General features: G+C 61.7%; 12 protein-coding genes and 1 pseudogene. 9 read left to right on the top strand and 4 right to left on the bottom strand.

Annotated elements, in window-relative coordinates:
* Positions 1-89: 89 nt before the first annotated feature.
* Positions 90-1,715: pseudogene (locus tag RBB18_RS04505) on the top strand (flagellar hook-length control protein FliK); the annotation flags it as partial.
* Here the strand turns inward: RBB18_RS04505 and RBB18_RS04500 are convergent.
* The 3 genes from RBB18_RS04500 to ubiE all read right to left on the bottom strand — a co-directional run bounded on the left by RBB18_RS04500 (position 1,609) and on the right by ubiE (position 6,107).
* The gene (locus tag RBB18_RS04500; RefSeq protein WP_371931589.1) at positions 1,609-3,711 is read right to left on the bottom strand and encodes a YjbH domain-containing protein; all 2,103 of its coding nucleotides are present in this window, start codon (positions 3,709-3,711) and stop codon (positions 1,609-1,611) included. The pseudogene RBB18_RS04505 and the gene RBB18_RS04500 overlap by 107 nt on opposite strands.
* A 116-nt stretch (positions 3,712-3,827) precedes the next feature.
* Positions 3,828-5,360, bottom strand: a complete 1,533-nt coding sequence (gene ubiB, locus RBB18_RS04495) for a 2-polyprenylphenol 6-hydroxylase (RefSeq protein WP_306110343.1) — start codon at positions 5,358-5,360, stop codon at positions 3,828-3,830.
* Positions 5,361-5,363: 3 nt separating this feature from the next.
* The gene (gene ubiE, locus RBB18_RS04490; protein ID WP_103762672.1) at positions 5,364-6,107 is read right to left on the bottom strand and encodes a bifunctional demethylmenaquinone methyltransferase/2-methoxy-6-polyprenyl-1,4-benzoquinol methylase UbiE; all 744 of its coding nucleotides are present in this window, start codon (positions 6,105-6,107) and stop codon (positions 5,364-5,366) included.
* A 95-nt stretch (positions 6,108-6,202) separates the two neighbouring features.
* Between ubiE and mutM the strand changes: the two genes are divergently transcribed.
* Together mutM and RBB18_RS04480 are read left to right on the top strand one after the other, a co-directional pair.
* A complete protein-coding gene (gene mutM / locus RBB18_RS04485) occupies positions 6,203-7,054 on the top strand; it encodes a bifunctional DNA-formamidopyrimidine glycosylase/DNA-(apurinic or apyrimidinic site) lyase (RefSeq protein ID WP_306110342.1) in 852 nt (283 codons plus the stop codon).
* 65 nt (positions 7,055-7,119) lie between these two features.
* Positions 7,120-7,896 carry an enoyl-CoA hydratase gene (locus RBB18_RS04480; protein WP_103762674.1) on the top strand — a complete coding sequence of 259 codons (777 nt, stop codon included), beginning with the start codon at positions 7,120-7,122 and terminating at the stop codon, positions 7,894-7,896.
* Positions 7,897-7,927: 31 nt separating this feature from the next.
* On the opposite strand, the gene glyA is transcribed toward RBB18_RS04480, so the two are convergent.
* Positions 7,928-9,241: a serine hydroxymethyltransferase gene (gene glyA / locus RBB18_RS04475; RefSeq protein WP_306110341.1), complete on the bottom strand. Its 1,314-nt coding sequence runs from the start codon at positions 9,239-9,241 to the stop codon at positions 7,928-7,930.
* A gap of 103 nt (positions 9,242-9,344) precedes the next feature.
* Between glyA and RBB18_RS04470 the strand changes: the two genes are divergently transcribed.
* From RBB18_RS04470 to gyrB, 6 genes are all read left to right on the top strand, one after another.
* A complete protein-coding gene (locus tag RBB18_RS04470) occupies positions 9,345-10,211 on the top strand; it encodes a LysR family transcriptional regulator (RefSeq protein ID WP_274592809.1) in 867 nt (288 codons plus the stop codon).
* 195 nt (positions 10,212-10,406) lie between these two features.
* Positions 10,407-10,670, top strand: a complete 264-nt coding sequence (gene rpsT / locus RBB18_RS04465) for a 30S ribosomal protein S20 (protein WP_103762677.1) — start codon at positions 10,407-10,409, stop codon at positions 10,668-10,670.
* 487 nt (positions 10,671-11,157) lie between these two features.
* Entirely contained in the window at positions 11,158-12,537 is a 1,380-nt protein-coding gene (dnaA, locus tag RBB18_RS04460; RefSeq protein ID WP_306110340.1) for a chromosomal replication initiator protein DnaA, read from the top strand.
* Between the two features lie 89 nt (positions 12,538-12,626).
* Complete coding sequence (dnaN, locus tag RBB18_RS04455; RefSeq protein ID WP_103762678.1) at positions 12,627-13,745, top strand: DNA polymerase III subunit beta; 1,119 nt, start codon at positions 12,627-12,629, stop codon at positions 13,743-13,745.
* Between the two features lie 53 nt (positions 13,746-13,798).
* The gene (recF, locus tag RBB18_RS04450) at positions 13,799-14,902 is read left to right on the top strand and encodes a DNA replication/repair protein RecF (protein WP_306110339.1); all 1,104 of its coding nucleotides are present in this window, start codon (positions 13,799-13,801) and stop codon (positions 14,900-14,902) included.
* Positions 14,903-15,056: 154 nt separating this feature from the next.
* Positions 15,057-17,474: a DNA topoisomerase (ATP-hydrolyzing) subunit B gene (gene gyrB, locus RBB18_RS04445; RefSeq protein WP_103762680.1), complete on the top strand. Its 2,418-nt coding sequence runs from the start codon at positions 15,057-15,059 to the stop codon at positions 17,472-17,474.
* The last annotated feature ends 158 nt before the right edge of the window (positions 17,475-17,632 follow it).

The raw sequence follows: 17,632 nt of genomic DNA, 5'->3' as shown, positions 1-17,632 counted from the left end.
TTTCGGGATATGACACCAAAGCGGTAAAGAACTGGTAATCACGATCTGCGAAGTTCGACGGGCTGAGGAAGAAATCCCGGAGCTCAAGAATGTTTTACACGGTCACAAGCGAGACGTCTGCCGCACAGACAAACAGCGGGAATGCGGTAAGGAATGTGCCTGCCGCGGAGGACGGCAAAGCCGAGGGCAATACGCACCGCCCCAGCTTTGCTTCCGTGTTTGTCGAGGCAGTACCGCGTCCCTCTGAGACCGACACTCCCAAGCAGAAAGCGAAAATCGATCTTCAAGTGGAGGATCCCGACGCGCACACAGAGGCATCGGGCGAGGCCATCGAATCCGACAGTGGTGAAACCGATGCACCGGTTGAGGATGAGCACCCGACCGCCACGGAGGCCGCAGAAGAGTCTCGCCTTGTCGCCGGGGTGAGCGAGGCGGAAATCGAAGAGCAGAATGCCACGCCGAAACATGACGCGCTTCGCAAGGATAGAACGGCACTGACAGAGTCTTTGCCTTCGAAGCCGGCCATAGCGTCGGACGGGAAAGGTGAGGTCTCTTGGGCGGGCAGCGACCGGGACCACAAGGTTGAGGGCCGGAACGCTGCGCTGCAAGCGAGGCACCAGGCTCCGGCTGAGCCATCGCAGAACCCGGTGCGCAGCCCTGATGGTTTCGGTGCCGAGCGTGACCTCGCTGAGGGCAAAGGCCCATCGGATCCGGCGGGCCGGACAAGTTCTGCTGCGCCTTCGCCGGGGGCCGCGAAGTCTGCAGAGTTTCTTGCCACAGCGGGCGAGAGACCTCAGGTCGGGTGTTTCGCTCCTTCGGCAGACGGCGAGTTTCGTGCGGACGAAGCGCTGACACGAAGGCCGACAGTCAATTCCAAGCCAGAGAATTACATGCTGGTACCCCAATCTGGCGACAAAAGACCCAATCAGGCTGTTGTGATTTCATCGGATCAAGCGGGCGAGGCCGACAATACCGTCTCCAGGCAAGAGCGGGATATTCGCTCGGTTCCGAATGTCCAGAATCGCGTCGGCGCTGGCACGCTATCCCAGTTCGTGGTGCTAGACGGCGGGGTCGCCGCGCCGCCAACGCAAAGCATCGTGAAGTCCGAACCTTCGGTCGGCATGGGTCGTGGATGGTCATCGGCCGTTCCGGCATCCGATACATTCGCGCGTCAGATCGCGATGTCGAAGCCCGCGGCCGAAGTGCAGCAGGTCCCGAACTCGGAACCGGCCGACTATCGCAGGCTGTCCGCGGCGGAGGCGCGAACGGCCAACCAGGGCACTCTGCAGCCGGACCTCGCGCCAGCCTACGGCAGCAAGCCGGTTTCCAGCCCCCCGATTGTCACATCCGCAGTCGTTCCCGAGAACTTGGATGCGCACAGCAAAGGCGAGGATTGGGCTAGGACATTCGAACCGGACAGTAGCCGCATGAATACCGTCGGCGCCTTGACAAGCCAGGTCGAGACCAGCGCGCCGTTGCGCACAAGTCTTGTTGGCTTGGCGCGAATGCCGCGCCATGTTTCGGAACAACTGGCAGCGGGCTTGCGCCGGGCGACGGAACAATCCGCCGAAATTCGCTTGAACCCGGCCGAGCTTGGGCGGGTCCGGATCAACCTGCAGACCAGCGATACCGGCGTCGTCGTGAGCGTATTGGCTGACAGGCCGGAAACGCTGGACCTGCTGCGGCGAAACTCCGACATCCTGGCGCAGGAGTTCCGTGAGATCGGCTATGGCGCGGCAGAATTCTCGTTCGGACAAGGCGGCGATCCGCAAACCGGTCAGAAGAGTGACGCGGATCGCCGAATTGGCTGGCCGAAACGTCGGTGAACGTGGCGAATGCGCCGATTTTCCAGCCGTTTGCGAACTCTCGGTCGATGGTGATCGTGCCACCCCAATCCCCGGCGAGATAGCGCCCGGCGTCGATCTGGCCGTGAAAACCGTTGCCAAAATCGTAATACGCGGACACGTGGCCGTTGAACTCGGGGATCGTACCCCCGGGCGTTACGCGGGAGCGAAGGCCGAACTGCTGATCGAAGTCGCGCGGATGCGTATAGTTGACCTCGGCGCCAAGCGCCAAGCGGCTGTTCACGGGCTTCCAAAGGACTTCGCCGGAAATGCCGGCATACATGCGTTCAAGATAGCCTGCGGTGACGCGGCTGTAGAAATCAGGCCCGAGCCGCCCGTATTTCGCCACCGTGAGATTCTCCAGGAACGGCTCATCCGTTCGGTTGTAGAGGGCGACGTCCGAGCGGACCCGCGGTAGCTGAGAGTTGTTTGGCTTGACCGCGCTATCGAGATTGCCGATCACTTTTTGCCCAAGAGACCCGGACACGATCCAACCCGAGCCGAGGTGATATTTTCCCTTGGCGCGGATGCCGATATCGCCCCGAAGCGGATCGCCAGGATCAAACAGCGACGTGCGCAGATAGGGGCCGATTGACCATTCGAAGCGCGGATAGTTGCCTGGCAACGGTTCGGGGTAGTCGCCAAAGCGCAGCGTGTCGGTGAACTGCGCGGCGGCTAGCGCCTCGCGCGCCGGCCGGTGCTCCAACCGCTCCAGGTCGGTGCGGCTGAGTGACATCGTGCTGGCCGGGATGCCGTTCTCGATCAGGGTGACGTGAAGCATCTCGACCGATGCAGGCAGTTCACGGCTCATGCTGCGCAGGGTGCGGCCCAGTGCCTGAGACGTGGCGTCATATTTTTCGTTTCGGATGCGCACATGCGCGGAGCGCCCGCTCAGGGTGATGCCTTCAAAATCGAGATCGGATTGCTCAAGGCTACTATCCAGCGAAGCCGTGATCGCTTTTTCGCGGCCCGGCTGAGTGGTCCAGCCCAGATCCTCGGCGCTGCGCGGACCGCGGACCGCGACGGGCAAGGGCGCAAGTTCGGTGCCGCCTTTTATCGAGGGCGACCTGGGATTGAGATTGAACGTGAGCGCCGCGCCGGATTCCTCGCCATGCAGGGCAAAGGCCCGCAGCGAGGTGTTCTCGCTGACCTGGTAAGTCGCCGCAAAGTTCCACGGTATCGACCGCTTAAGGATGCCGGCAGATTGCGCGATGTCGTAATTGTCCGAGGAATACTCCGCGCTCAGCAACAGCTTGTCGGTCACCTGATAGCTTGCACCGCCAAAAAATGCGTAGTCGCCCTGGAACCAGTCATCGATGTTGAACTGCCCGCCCGTGCCGACCCCGGCAAAGCTGAAGGGTGCACGCGACCCGATGCTGCCGTCGCTGCCGTAGCTGCCCAGACGCCCGAAACCCAGACCACCGGTCACACGCAACCGATCCCCGATGGATTTCGTGGCGACGACATACTCGCCGGACAGAATTCCCGTCCCGACGAAATCGCGCAGGCCAATGGAAACCGCCGGGGTGAAGTCTGTTTCGTCAAACAGGCGAAAGCGCAGATCGAAGCTGCGGTCGTAATACGTGGAGAAGGACGGCGTCAAATCCTCCGTGCCTGCATAGCGGAAGCTACCGGAAAGCCGGTCGGTAATCTGAAAACTCAACGTCGCGCGAAAGAAACCATCGAAATACGTGACATTGGTTGTCAATTCACCGTCCGGTGCCGACTCGGCCGTCGGCATGTCGATCAGACCGCCGGGCGTGCCATAGTTGTTTGTTGTCCGCGTTTTCAGATTGTCGGCGACTGCCAGGCCGGGAAGGCCAAGCAATCCAAGCGTGATCAGAACGCGTGTCGGTATGCGGATCACTGCGCGTTTCCCTCCATTGACGTCCCGTCGACGTTAGCCAAGCACATGTGATTCCGACACCGCCCGAAGCGTTGTGTCATTCGATAGATAGCAGGAGTCACATCAAAACCACGTCTTCAGAAAAACATCGTTGCCAGCAAAGTTGCCATGGCACCAAGCGTGATGCCCATACCCAGCCATAGCACGGATTTCCAGCGCAGGCCGCGCGTTGGCTCCGGTTCGGGCGACGATTGGCGGATCAACGCGCTTTCGACTATCTTGGGCAGGCGCGGCCCATACCGCGACAGCACCATCAGCGTGCGGCGCAGGTCGCGCACCGCGGCGCCGGGGCCGAGGTTCTTGCGGATGTAATCCTCGACCACGGGCTTGGCGACCTGCCAGATGTTGGTCTGCGGGTTCAGGCTTCGCGCGACACCCTCGACAACGACCATCGTGCGTTGCAGAAGGATAAGCTCGGTGCGGGTCTCCATCCCGAATCTTTCTGTCACTTCAAATAGATAGCTTAACAGCCCGCCCATCGAGATCTTAGAGGCATCCATGCCGAAAATCGGCTCGCCGACGGCTCTCAGCGCACGGGCAAAGTCGTCCACGTCGCGGTCGGGGGGGACGTAGCCGGCCTCGAAATGCACTTCGGCGACACGCTGGTAATCGCGCTTGATAAAGCCATAGAGGATCTCGGCATAGACCCGGCGGGTGTATTCGTCGATATGCCCCATGATCCCGAAATCATAGGCGATGATATCGCCGTTCGGCGCGACCTTCAGGTTGCCCTGGTGCATGTCGGCGTGAAAAAAACCGTCTCGCAGGGCGTGTTTCAGGAACAGTTGCAGCACCCGTTCGCCAAGCTCCGCCCGGTCGTGGCCGGCGGCGTCTATGGCGGCGTTGTCGCCCATCGGCGCCCCGTCGGCCCATTCCATCACCATCACGCGCCGCCCGGACATATCCCAGTTGACGGCCGGCAGGCTGAAGCCTTCATCCTCGGCGGTATTGGCGGTGAACTCGCTGGCAGAGGCCGCTTCGAGACGCAGGTCGAGTTCTCCGTTAACCACGCCCTCGAAATGGGCGATCACGTCGCGCGGTTTCAGGCGGCGCGCGGACGGAGACAGCACCTCGATCATGCGCGCCGCGAAATAGAACGCGTCGATGTCCCGGCGAAAGGCCCGCTCGATTCCCGGGCGCAGCACCTTGACCGCCACGTCCTGTCCAGTGTCTCGCAGCCGCGCCTTGTGCACCTGCGCGATCGACGCGGCGGCAATCGGGTCGCTGAACTCCGAGAAAACGGCATCGACCGGCTGACCCATCGAGCTGGCGACACTGGCCTTGGCCACCTCCGCATCGAAAGGCGGCAGCTTGTCCTGCAACACCCGCAACTCCTGGGCCAGCGCATCACCGACGATGTCGGGCCGGGTCGAGAATACCTGCCCGAACTTGATATAGGCCGGGCCCAGCGCGGTCAGCGCGCGTAGCGCGGGCGGCATATTGGTGTCGCCCTTGTAGCCCAGCCATTGAAACGGCCAGGCCAGGAATCGCATGGTGCCGCGCACCAGCGGCGGCGCGTCCATCGCATCCATGATCAGGCCCATGGCGCCGGTGCGTTCCAGCGTGGCGCCCGTGCGGATCAGGCGCAGGATGTTGTGCGGTCCGCGCATGGCTCAGATCTTCCAGCCGGAATGCAGGCAGGCTATTCCCATGCTCAGGTTGCGGTACTTGGCCTGCTCGAACCCGGCTTGCCGCACCATGCCCAAGAACGTTTCCTGGTCGGGGAACTTGCGGATCGACTCAACAAGGTACTGATAGCTGTCGCGATCCCCGGCGATGGCCTTGCCCATCTGCGGAATGATGTTGAAGGAATACAGGTCATAGACCTTCTGCATCAGGTCGTTCGGGATCTGGCTGAACTCCAGCACCATCAGCCGCCCGCCGGGTTTCAGCACGCGAAAGGCTTCGTTCAGGGCCTCCTGCGGTCGAGTGACGTTCCGGATACCGAAACTGATCGTGTAGACATCGAAACTGTTGTCGGCAAAGGGCAGCGCCATCGCGTCGCCCACCACCCAGTCAAGGCTTTCGGCCATCTGTTCCGCCTCGGCGCGCTTGCGGCCTTCGACCAGCATTGGTTCGGTCAGGTCCAGAACCGTGGCGTGGCCCGACCCGGCGCGTTCGAGGAACCGAAAGGCGATGTCCCCGGTGCCACCCGCCACGTCCAGCAGGCGCTGGCCCGCGCGCGGCGCCAGCCAGTCCATCATCGCGTCTTTCCAGACGCGGTGGATGCCGAAGGACATCGCGTCGTTCATCACGTCGTATTTCGACGCGACCGAGCCGAACACGCCGCGCACGCGGCCCGCCTTTTCCTCCTCGGGGATGTCCTCGTATCCGAAATGCGTTGTTTTCCCGGTCATTTATCCCCGCGGCCTTGCCGTTTGATCCTCAAGTCCTTCTTATAGGTCGCCGGGGGCGGGTTACAATGCGCCCGTTTGGTCGCAGAGGGGGCAGAATGCCGGAATTGCCAGAGGTCGAGACAGTGCGCCGCGGGCTGGAGCCCGCGATGACCGGTGCCGTGATCGCGTCGGCACAGGTCAACCGCCCGGACCTGCGCTGGCCCTTTCCGCCGGGCATGGCCACGCGGCTGACCGGACAGCGTGTCCTGGGTCTGCGGCGGCGGTCGAAATACATCCTTGCCGACCTGTCCTCGGGCGAGACGCTGTTGATCCACCTTGGCATGTCCGGCCGCATCCTGATCTCGGGAGCTCCGCTGGGGCAGTTCGTGCACGATCATCCCGCGGCGGAGAAACATGACCACGTGGTGCTCGACATGGCCAACGGCGCCCGCATCACTTTCAACGACCCGCGCCGCTTCGGCGCGATGGACCTGATGGCCACCGACAACGCCGAGGCGCATCCCCTGCTGGCCAAACTGGGCCCCGAGCCCTTGGGCAACCAGTTCGACGAGCCTTATCTCGTCGCAGCGCTGCAGGATAAGAACACGCCGATCAAATCGGCCCTGCTGGATCAACGAATCGTGGCGGGGCTGGGCAATATCTACGTCTGCGAGGCGCTCTTCCGGGCCGGCATCTCGCCCCTGCGCCGCGCCGGACGAATCTCGGCCAAGCGGGTCGCGGCACTGGTGCCGATCATCCGCGCCGTGCTGAACGACGCGATTCTCGCTGGTGGGTCTTCGTTGCGCGATTTCCGCCAAGCCGATGGCGAACTTGGATATTTTCAGCACAGCTTCGACGTCTACGACCGCGTAGGCGCCCCCTGCCGCCGCCCCGGCTGCCCGGGAAATGTGCGCCGCGTCGTTCAATCGGGCCGGTCGAGCTTCTATTGCGCGACCTGCCAAAGATAACCTTGATCCGACTGACCCAAATGGTAATGACTCAAATCTGACAGAAACAAGCGAAAGCAGATTTCATGGCCTATGAGACGATCATCGTCGAAGTAGAAGACCACGTCGCCAAAATCACCCTCAACCGCCCCGATGCCCTGAATGCCCTCAACGATCAGTTGCTGGGCGAACTTGTCGATGCGTTGCAGGATGCCGAAGGCAACGACAAGGTGCGCTGCATCGTCATCACCGGCTCGGAAAAGGCTTTCGCCGCCGGCGCGGACATCAAGATGATGTCGGAAAAGTCCTTCGTGGACGTCTTCGCCGGCAACCTCTTTGGCCCCGAGGCGGACGCCATCGTGCGCATCCGCAAACCGATCATCGCCGCCGTGTCGGGCTATGCGTTGGGCGGCGGGTGCGAGCTTGCCATGATGTGCGACTTCATCATCGCCGCAGACAACGCCAAGTTCGGCCAGCCCGAGATCAACCTCGGCGTGATGGCCGGGATGGGCGGCAGCCAGCGCCTTACCCGTTTCATCGGCAAGTCGAAATCCATGGACATGAACCTGACGGGCCGCTTCATGGATGCCGAAGAAGCTGACCGTTCGGGCCTTGTCAGCCGCGTCGTTCCGGCCAAGAAGCTTGTGGAAGAGGCCATGGCCGCCGCAGGCAAGATCGCCGAGAAGTCCATGATCACCGTCATGGCGGTCAAGGAAGCGGTCAATCGTTCTTACGAGGTGCCTTTGGCCGAGGGTCTGTTGTTCGAGCGCCGCGTGTTCCACTCGCTCTTCGCGACCGAGGACCAGAAGGAAGGCATGGCCGCCTTTGCCGAGAAACGCGAAGCGCAGTTCCGCGACAAGTGAGGGGCAGGGGCCTGTCTGCCCCCGCTCGATTTCAGATCACGAAATGCAGCGTGTCGAACCGCTTGCGCATTGACTGAGTACGCGGCGCGACCGCCTCTGGATCTTTGGTCAGGCCTTCGTGGATCAACGCGGCAAGCGCCGGAGCGTCTTGGGCCGTGACACCCCATCGCACCAATTCTGGCGTGCCGATGCGCAACCCGTTCATGTCGCCCGGAACCTCCGCGATGGGCAGGCCGATCCCGCAAGCCAGGAAGCCGGCTTTGCGCAAGGTCTTTGACGCGGCCTGACCACCGCCGAAACTTGCTGCCTCGATCGCGAACTGGTGCGAATTGGTGTATCCGTTGGGCGTGTTGAAAACCGGAACGCCATTGGCGGCCAAGGATTCTGCCAACGCCTTGGACAGGTCGATCATCACCTGCGCATAGGCTGGTCCATGTTCGCGCCAGTCCAGCATCGAGACGGCGAGGGCCGCCGACTTGGCAGCATCGAAGTTCGCGGTCATGCCCGGAAAGGCGATGGCGTCCAGACGTGCTGCCAACTCTGCCTCGTTGGTGACGATCACGCCGCCTGCCGGGCCGCCCAGGCTCTTGTAGGTGCTCATCGTCATCAGGTGCGCGCCTTCGGCCAACGGGTTCTTCCACGCGCGCCCGGCGATGATCCCGCATTGGTGGGCCGCGTCGAACATGACCTTCGCGCCCACGCCGTCGGCAATGGCTCGAACCTCCGCGACGGGATGTTCGAACAGGTTCAGCGAGCCGCCCACGGTGATCAGCGCGGGCTTTTCCTGCTCTGCCATCGTGCGCAGCGCGTCTATGTCCAGCGTGTAGCCATCGGGGTTGACCGGCGCCGGCACGGTGCGCAACCCGAACAGCCCGGCGCAGCCGTCAATGTGATGCGTCACGTGCCCGCCGATCGTGGCCGGGGGCGCGATGATCGTGTCGCCCGGTTTGCACGTCGCCATGAAGGCATAGAGATTCGCCATCGCGCCCGAGGCCACGCGGATCTCGGAAAACCGCGCCTGAAAGATCTCGGCAACCAGCTCGGCGGCGACAACCTCGATCTCTTCGATCGCCTCCAGCCCCATCTCGTACTTGTCGCCGGGATAGCCCAGCGACGGGCGCGAGCCGATGCCGGACGATAACAGGGCTTCGGCCCGTGGGTTCATCACGTTTGTGGCCGGGTTAAGGTTGAAACAGTCGCGTTCGTGGATCTTGCGATTTTCCTCGGCAAGGGTCGCGATCCGCGCCGCGATGGTTTCGCTGTCCTGCGACGCCGTCCGCGTGGCGATGGTCTGAACAAGCGTTTCGCTGGGGGCGGGCACCCAGTCGCGATGGGCAAGGGTCATGGTCGGTACTCCGATTGATCTGCCCGGGATCATGCCGAGGCTCGACGCTGGGCGCAAAGCAGAATAAGGAATAATGAGGTTAGAAAAACTAAGGCTAGTTTAAGTGCCCGTGTCGCCTCCCCGCCCCAAGGGTCCGCCGCTCAATGCGCTGCGCGCGTTCGAGGCCGCCGCCCGACTGGGCGGATTCGCTCTGGCGGCGGAAGAACTGTGCGTGACGCCGGGCGCGGTGTCGCAGCACATCAAGACGCTGGAAGACTGGGCCGGAACACCGCTGTTCGAGCGCCGTTCTCACGGTGTGCGCCTGACCAAGGCCGGGTCCAGCCTGTTGCCGAAATTCACGGCCGCTTTCGACCAGCTTGGTCACGCCACGCGGGCCTTGCGCGGTGTCGCCCCGGCCAAGACGGTTCAGATCGCGGCGCTGCCCTCCGTCGCCCAGCTTTGGCTGGCGCCGCGGTTGCCGTCGCTGCGCGCGGTTCGGCCAGAGGCGCGCATGTCCGTGACGGCACTCGAAACGCCGCCCAACCTGTCGCGGGACATGTTCGATCTCAGCCTGTTCATCGCAGTGCCAGGCAAACTCGAGGCGCAGCACGTGCTCGCCCGCGACGAAATTTTCCCGGTCTGCGCCCCGGCACTGGCGCGCAAGATCCGAACGCCGGATGACCTTGCGGCGCAGACCCTGCTTGTCGACGCGGCCTGGCCCGAGGATTGGTCGCTCTGGGCCACGCAGGCTGGGGTGACGCTTCCCGGCGATTTCGGCAGCGCGTCCTTTTCTCTTTACGCAATGGCATTGGAAGAGGCGCGTGCGGGTGCAGGCGTGTTGATGGCGCACCGTGTGCTGGTACAAACCGCGCTGGATGCAGGCCAACTTGTCTGTCCGTTCGACATCGCGGTCCCTACGGGCAAGGCCCTCGTCCTGACCGCCGCACCGGGGGCCGAGGATCTGGCGGCCGCGCTGCTGGAGGCAGGCTGAAGGCGCTTTGCGGGCACAGGGCCGGATATGTGGAACTTTGCTGTTTGCTTTCGCGGCATTTGCGGCTATACGCCTGCGCCATACATGCGCGTGCGGCCCGCTCTGGCCAGAATCATTCCGGCCCTTGGCCTGCCGGAACGGGCTCGACCTCGTGCACATCTGAAACGAAATGACAGACCCGAAAAGGTTCACAACATGGCCAATACTCTCCAGTCCAAGAAGCGCGCGCGCCAGAACGCCCGCCGCCTCAGTGTCAACAAAGCGCGCCGCTCGCGGATTCGCACCTTCCTGCGCAAAGTCGAGGAAGCCATCGCCTCCGGCGACAAGGAAGCTGCACAAAATGCGCTCCGTGCCGCTCAGCCCGAACTGATGCGGGGCGTATCGAAGGGAGTGTTTCATAAAAACACCGCTTCACGGAAAATGGCGCGCCTGTCTTCGCGGGTGAAATCGCTCGGCTGAGCCACGGCCCTAAGCTATTGAAGGAAAAGGTGCCGAATCGCGCGGCACCTTTTTTTTATGGCTATGAACGACTCGGGTTCGTGTGACTTTTTCGCGGCAAAGACCGAGTCAAGCGCTAAGATCAGTTGCCGTCTCGCTGACTCAATTGCTAATTTGCCAGAGCGATTCACGCTTGGGGGGACAGGCGCTCGCACCGGACACGGATCAACTGCTCTGATCATGCCGGTGTATCCGACCGATGTCGGGAGCCATATTGTCCAACGGATTGGCGCGATCCATGCGGCTTGGTCCACGCTTGTGGGGACGAGACAGGGCCAGCGCTGGGTGGCGCTCAGATACAGGCCAAACGGCTTTTCTCCCGGTACTCCGTGTCGGGTGATGGGTTGTCGTTTGCCTATTGCCGACCGAACCGCGAACGCAATTGTAAGGGGTATGCCAATCGGGGGCGTGCTGGATGGAAACGATAAGACCGCGGAACGGGATAAAAATGACAAGTGATCAATGGGGCCAGATCAAGCAAGACCTGCTCAAGACAATCGGCAAGAACAACTTCACCAACTGGATCGAGCCGCTGGAACTGACGGCGATCAACGATGACGTTGTGACCTTCAAGGTTCCGACGACCTTCCAGGGCAATTACGTGTCCCGCAATTTCGGCGAGCTGATCCTGTTCAAGGTGAACGGCTACGCCCCCTCTATCCGCCGGATCGATTTCCAGGTCGCGGCGAATTCCTCCCAGAAGCCGCAAGCGACCGTAACCAACGCATCGGAAACAACGAAAGCCACGCCCTCCGCGGCTCCGGCGCGCCGTTTGACCGACGACGTTCTGTCTTCCGCGCCGCTGGATGAGCGCTTCACCTTTGATCGTTTCGTGGTGGGCAAGCCCAACGAGCTTGCTCATGCCGCGGCCAAGCGTGTGGCCGAGGGCGGCCCGGTCACCTTCAACCCGCTTTTCCTCTATGGCGGCGTCGGCCTTGGCAAGACACACCTCATGCATGCCATCGCCTGGGAGCTTCAGGCAGCGCAGCCAGAGCTGAACGTGCTCTATCTGTCCGCAGAGCAGTTCATGTACCGCTTTGTGCAGGCATTGCGGGACCGCCGCATGATGGATTTCAAGGAGCTTTTCCGCTCGGTCGACGTGCTGATGGTCGACGACGTTCAGTTCATCGCCGGCAAGGACAGCACGCAGGAAGAATTCTTTCACACGTTCAACGCGCTCGTGGATCAGAACAAGCAGATCGTCATTTCAGCCGACCGCGCCCCGGGGGAGATCCAAAACCTGGAAGAGCGCATCAAGTCGCGCCTGCAATGCGGCCTGGTGGTGGACCTGCATCCCACCGACTACGAGTTGCGGCTTGGAATCCTTCAGTCCAAGGCGGACCGCTTTGCCGAGCAGTATCCGAGCCTCGAAATGGCCGATGGGGTGCTGGAATTCCTCGCGCATCGCATCTCGACCAACGTGCGTGTCCTCGAAGGCGCGCTGACGCGGCTTTACGCCTTTGCCTCGCTGGTCGGTCACCAGATCACGATGGAACTGGCCCAAGACTGCCTTGCGGATATCCTGCGCGCGTCCGAGCGGAAGGTTTCGATCGAAGAGATACAGCGCCACGTCTCGGAGCATTTCAACATTCGTTTGAGCGATATGGTCGGGCCGAAAAGAGTCCGCACTTTTGCCCGCCCCAGACAGATCGCGATGTTCCTGTGCAAGCAACTGACCTCGCGGTCTCTTCCTGAAATTGGCCGGCGGTTTGGCGGCCGGGATCACACCACGGTGATGCATGGCGTGCGCCGGATCGAAGAACTCAGCGCGCAGGACGGGCAACTCGCCGAAGACCTCAGGATTCTGCGCCGCGCGCTCGAGGGCTGAGGGGCAATAAAAGGCTTGAGCATAAGGCGAAACTTGCTAACGTGCCGGTCCCAGTGCCCGGCAGAGGCACGCACGCAGGGAGCGAGGGCATGAAACTCAGCATCGAACGCGGAACGCTGCTCAAGGCGGTCTCGCAGGCCCAGTCCGTCGTCGAACGGCGCAACACGATTCCGATCCTCGCCAACGTGCTGATCGAGGCCGAGGGCGATGCGGTGCATTTCCGCGCCACGGATCTGGATATCGAGGTCGTCGACAAGGCCCCGGCCCAGGTCGAGCGCGCGGGCGCCACGACTGTTTCCGCCGTGACCCTGCATGAGATTGTGCGAAAGCTGCCCGACGGGGCACTGGTGACGTTGACCGACGATGGTGCCTCGGGGCGCCTGACGGTCGAGGCGGGACGCTCGAACTTCTCTCTGGCGACCCTGCCCAAGGAAGATTTCCCGGTGATGGCCTCGTCGGAATATTCCTGCAATTTCTCGGCCAAGGCTCCGGTGCTGCGCCGGCTCTTCGACAAGTCGAAATTCGCGATCTCGACGGAAGAGACACGCTATTACCTCAACGGCGTCTACATGCACGTATCGGACGCCGAGGGCGGCAAGGTGCTGCGCTGCGTCGCGACCGACGGTCACCGGCTGGCCCGGATCGACGCCGACCTGCCCGACGGCGCCGAGGACATGCCGGGCGTGATTGTTCCGCGCAAGACCGTGGGCGAGCTGCGCAAGCTTCTGGACGATGATGACATGGCCATCGCGGTGTCGGTCAGCGAAACCAAGGTGCGCTTTGCCACGCCCAATATCACGCTCACTTCCAAGGTAATCGACGGCACGTTCCCCGATTACACGCGCGTCATCCCGCAGGGCAACACCCGCAAGATGGAGGTCGACGCCAGCGAGTTTGCCCAAGCCGTCGACCGTGTCGCCACCGTCAGTTCCGAACGCTCCCGCGCGGTGAAGCTGGCGCTGGACGAAGACCGCCTGATCCTGTCTGTCAACGCGCCCGACAGTGGCGCCGCCGAAGAAGAACTGGCTGTGGCCTATGGCGACGAGCGACTGGAAATCGGGTTCAACGCCAAGTACCTGCTGGAAATCGCCAGCCAGGTCGATCGTGAAAACGCCGTCTTCATGTTCAACTCCTCGGGTGATCCCACGCTGATGCGCGAAGGCAATGACACCTCGGCGGTCTATGTCGTCATGCCGATGCGCGTGTGACGCCCGTCGGTGCCTCCGGCGGGGATATTTTTGGCCAGAGGAAAAGGGCGTGAATGGCCGGATTGTACCTGTCTTCGCTCAGCCTGTCGCATTTCCGGTCGCACAAGGGCGTGCGGATCGATGCGGACGCACGACCTGTCGCGCTCTACGGTCCGAACGGGGCGGGCAAGACCAATATTCTCGAAGCGGTCTCGCTCTTTTCACCCGGACGCGGTTTGCGCCGGGCCGCGGCACAGGACATGGCACGGCGGCCGGATGCAATCGGCTGGAAGCTGACCGGCGTTCTGCGGTCGATGCACCAGGTCCACGAAGTCGAGACCTGGTCCGAAGAAGGCGGCGCGCGGCAGCTCAGGATCGACGGCAAGACCGCGTCGCAGGTGGCACTGGGGCGGATTGCCCGGGTATTGTGGCTGATCCCGTCCATGGACCGGCTGTGGATCGAGGGAGCCGAAGGGCGGAGGCGGTTCCTGGACCGCATGACGCTCAGCTTCACGCCCTCTCATGCCGACGCGACGCTGGCGTATGAGAAGGCCATGCGCGAGCGCAACCGCCTTCTGAAGGACCAGGTGCGGGACGGGCATTGGTACGTGGCGCTGGAGCGGCAGATGGCCGAGGCGGGGACGGCGATCCATGCGAACCGCGTCGCCGCGCTGGAGCAATTGGCAGAGGCGCAGGCGCAAGCCGAGACCGCTTTCCCGGTCGCGGAGTTGGAACTGACTATGACCGAAGGGGAGATGCCCGGCACCGAGTCCGATTTCCGCGATGCCCTGTCCGAAAGCCGCTTTCGCGACATAGCGGCCGGGCGAACGCTTGTCGGGCCGCACCGGGCGGACCTCTATGGCGTCTACGCGGCCAAGGGGGTTCCGGCCGCGGACTGCTCGACAGGCGAACAGAAAGCTTTGCTTGTGTCGCTGATTCTCGCGAACGCGCGGGCGCTGGCCCGGGACTTTGGCGCACCGCCGATCCTGCTCTTGGACGAGGTCGCGGCGCACCTGGACGCGGCGCGGCGGGTGTCGCTTTACGATGAGGTCTGTGCCTTGGGGGCGCAGGCGTGGATGACGGGAACGGGGCCAGAGCTGTTCTCGGAACTGGGCGAGCGTGCGCAGGTTTTCGAGGTGACGGAGGATGATGCGGCGTCGATCGTGAATGCCCGCTGAAATCGGGAAAATGACACCGACGCGATGCGACCCGGATACCGACACGATACCGATATTAAGATCCTGATCGTTAAACACAAAATCTTGTGTCTATCGCGTGACATTCCCCGCTGAGAATCGTATAAAATATGAAACTGAACGAAGGATAATCTGCATGGCAGAAGCCGCCGCGTCCCCCGAAGAATATGGTGCCGAATCTATCAAGGTTCTCAAGGGGTTGGAAGCTGTTCGCAAGCGCCCTGGCATGTATATCGGCGACACCGACGACGGGTCGGGCTTGCATCACATGGTCTACGAGGTTGTCGACAATGGTATCGACGAGGCCCTCGCCGGGCATGCGGACCACGTAACTGTCTGTATTCACAAGGATAGTTCTGTATCGGTCAGCGACAATGGCCGTGGCATTCCCGTGGAAATGCACGAGGAAGAGGGCGTTTCCGCCGCCGAGGTCATCATGACCCAACTGCACGCCGGGGGCAAATTCGACAGCAATTCCTACAAGGTTTCCGGGGGCTTGCATGGAGTGGGCGTATCGGTTGTCAACGCATTGTCGGACTGGCTGGAATTGCGCGTCTGGCGAAGCGGCAAAGAACATGTAGCGCGGTTCGAGAAGGGCGAGACGGCCAAGCATCTGGAAGTGGTCGGTGACGCCGCAGGAAAACGCGGGACCGAAGTGAGGTTTCTGGCGTCACTCGATACATTTTCGAACCTTGATTACAGCTTCGACACTTTGGAAAAGCGTCTGCGAGAACTGGCGTTTTTGAACTCCGGCGTGCGCATCATCCTGCGTGATGAGCGTCCGGCTGAACCGCTGGAAACGGAGTTGCATTACGATGGCGGCGTGCAGGAATTCGTGCGCTACCTCGATCGCAGCAAATCTCCGCTTATGACTGACCCGATATTTGTCACAGGAGAGCGTGACGAAATCGGTGTCGAGGTCGCGATGTGGTGGAATGATAGCTACCATGAGACTGTCTTGCCGTTCACGAACAATATTCCGCAGCGCGACGGGGGTACGCATATTGCCGGGTTTCGCGGGGCACTGACACGGGTTTTGCAGAAGTACGCTGCCGAAAAAGGGATCGCGAAGAAAGAGAAGGTCACCTTCACCGGGGATGACGCGCGCGAGGGTCTGACCTGCGTGCTGTCGGTCAAGGTGCCTGACCCGAAATTCTCGAGCCAGACCAAGGACAAGCTGGTGAGTTCCGAGGTGCGTCCGGCCGTCGAAAGCTTGGTGAACGAAAAGCTGGCGGAGTGGTTTGAAGAGAACCCGAACGAAGCCAAGATGATCGTTGGAAAGATCATGGAGGCAGCCATGGCCCGAGAGGCGGCGCGCAAGGCGCGGGAATTGACGCGCCGAAAAACCGCGCTCGACGTCAACTATCTTGCCGGAAAGCTGAAGGATTGTTCCGAGAAAGACCCTTCCAAAACAGAGGTTTTTCTCGTCGAGGGGGACAGCGCTGGAGGATCGGCTCAGACCGGTCGGGATAGGTCCACGCAGGCGGTTTTGCCCTTGCGTGGCAAGATCCTTAACGTGGAACGGGCTCGGTTCGACCGGATGCTTTCAAGCCAGGAGATCGGCAACCTGGTGATGGCACTTGGCACCGGCATCGGGCGCGACGAGTTCGACATATCGAAACTGCGTTACCACAAGATTGTCATCATGACTGATGCCGATGTGGACGGTGCGCATATCAGGACTTTGCTGCTTACATTCTTCTACCGCCAAATGCCGGAGTTGATCGAAGGCGGCTATCTCTACATCGCGCAGCCGCCGTTGTTCAAAGTGAGCCGTGGAAAGTCCGAGGTCTACCTCAAGGATACGCCTGCGCTTGAAGACTACCTGATCGCGCAGGGAACCGAAGACGCGGTTTTGCGGCTTGGAACAGGCGAGGATATCATCGGGCAGGACCTCGTGCGCGTGGTCGAGGAGGCGCGGCAGGCAACCCGCATCCTTGAGGCCTTTCCGACGCATTACCCCCGCCACATCCTTGAGCAGGCAGCGATCGCGGAAGCGTTCGAACCAGGGCGCGTGGACGCAGATATCCAATCGGTCGCGGACAGCGTGGCGAAACGCTTAGACCTGATCGCACTTGAGTACGAGCGGGGTTGGCAGGGTCGTCAAACTCAGGATCATGGCATTCGCCTGACCCGTATACTGCGGGGCGTTGAAGAGGTACGCACCCTGGATGGGCCGATATTGCGTGGTGGCGAGGCAAAGCGTCTGGGCCAACTGACAAAAGGATTGCGCGAGATCTATTTCGAGCCAGCAACATTGCATCGCAAGGACCGGTCACAAGCCATTTATGGTCCGCTCGACCTGTTGGATGCGATCTTGAAAGAGGGCGAGAAAGGTCTTGCCCTGCAGCGTTACAAAGGCTTGGGCGAAATGAACCCCGATCAATTGTGGGAAACAACGTTGGACCCGGAGGCCCGCACGCTTCTCAAGGTGAAAGTAGATGATGTGGCGGAAGCCGACGACTTGTTCACCAAACTGATGGGCGACGTAGTGGAGCCGCGGCGCGAGTTCATCCAGCAGAACGCGCTGAGCGTTGAAAACCTAGATTTCTGAGACCTGTAGGATCGCGCATATTCATGCGCGATCCCCATAAGTTTGCGCAATTCACCCATAATCTTGCGCGGGTCGAAAATGGAGATCCCGAGATCGACACAAAAATAGCTTAGTGTTCTGAGGCCTTCGCCGTGGAAGGAAGTAGCCAGGAGTTGGAA

The organism is Roseovarius sp. MMSF_3298 (assembly GCF_030733705.1).
In the GTDB taxonomy this organism is placed as follows: domain Bacteria; phylum Pseudomonadota; class Alphaproteobacteria; order Rhodobacterales; family Rhodobacteraceae; genus Roseovarius; species Roseovarius confluentis.
This window is presented reverse-complemented; position numbering and strand designations above follow the sequence as displayed.

What these genes read in the sequence shown, in the direction of transcription:
- ubiB (WP_306110343.1), bottom strand. Translation starts at nt 5,360, where the DNA reads ATGCGCGGACCGCACAACATCCTGCGCCTGATCCGCACGGGCGCCACG.
- ubiE (WP_103762672.1), bottom strand. Translation starts at nt 6,107, where the DNA reads ATGACCGGGAAAACAACGCATTTCGGATACGAGGACATCCCCGAGGAG.
- mutM (WP_306110342.1), top strand. Translation starts at nt 6,203, where the DNA reads ATGCCGGAATTGCCAGAGGTCGAGACAGTGCGCCGCGGGCTGGAGCCC.
- RBB18_RS04480 (WP_103762674.1), top strand. Translation starts at nt 7,120, where the DNA reads ATGGCCTATGAGACGATCATCGTCGAAGTAGAAGACCACGTCGCCAAA.
- glyA (WP_306110341.1), bottom strand. Translation starts at nt 9,241, where the DNA reads ATGACCCTTGCCCATCGCGACTGGGTGCCCGCCCCCAGCGAAACGCTT.
- rpsT (WP_103762677.1), top strand. Translation starts at nt 10,407, where the DNA reads ATGGCCAATACTCTCCAGTCCAAGAAGCGCGCGCGCCAGAACGCCCGC.
- dnaA (WP_306110340.1), top strand. Translation starts at nt 11,158, where the DNA reads ATGACAAGTGATCAATGGGGCCAGATCAAGCAAGACCTGCTCAAGACA.
- dnaN (WP_103762678.1), top strand. Translation starts at nt 12,627, where the DNA reads ATGAAACTCAGCATCGAACGCGGAACGCTGCTCAAGGCGGTCTCGCAG.
- recF (WP_306110339.1), top strand. Translation starts at nt 13,799, where the DNA reads ATGGCCGGATTGTACCTGTCTTCGCTCAGCCTGTCGCATTTCCGGTCG.
- gyrB (WP_103762680.1), top strand. Translation starts at nt 15,057, where the DNA reads ATGGCAGAAGCCGCCGCGTCCCCCGAAGAATATGGTGCCGAATCTATC.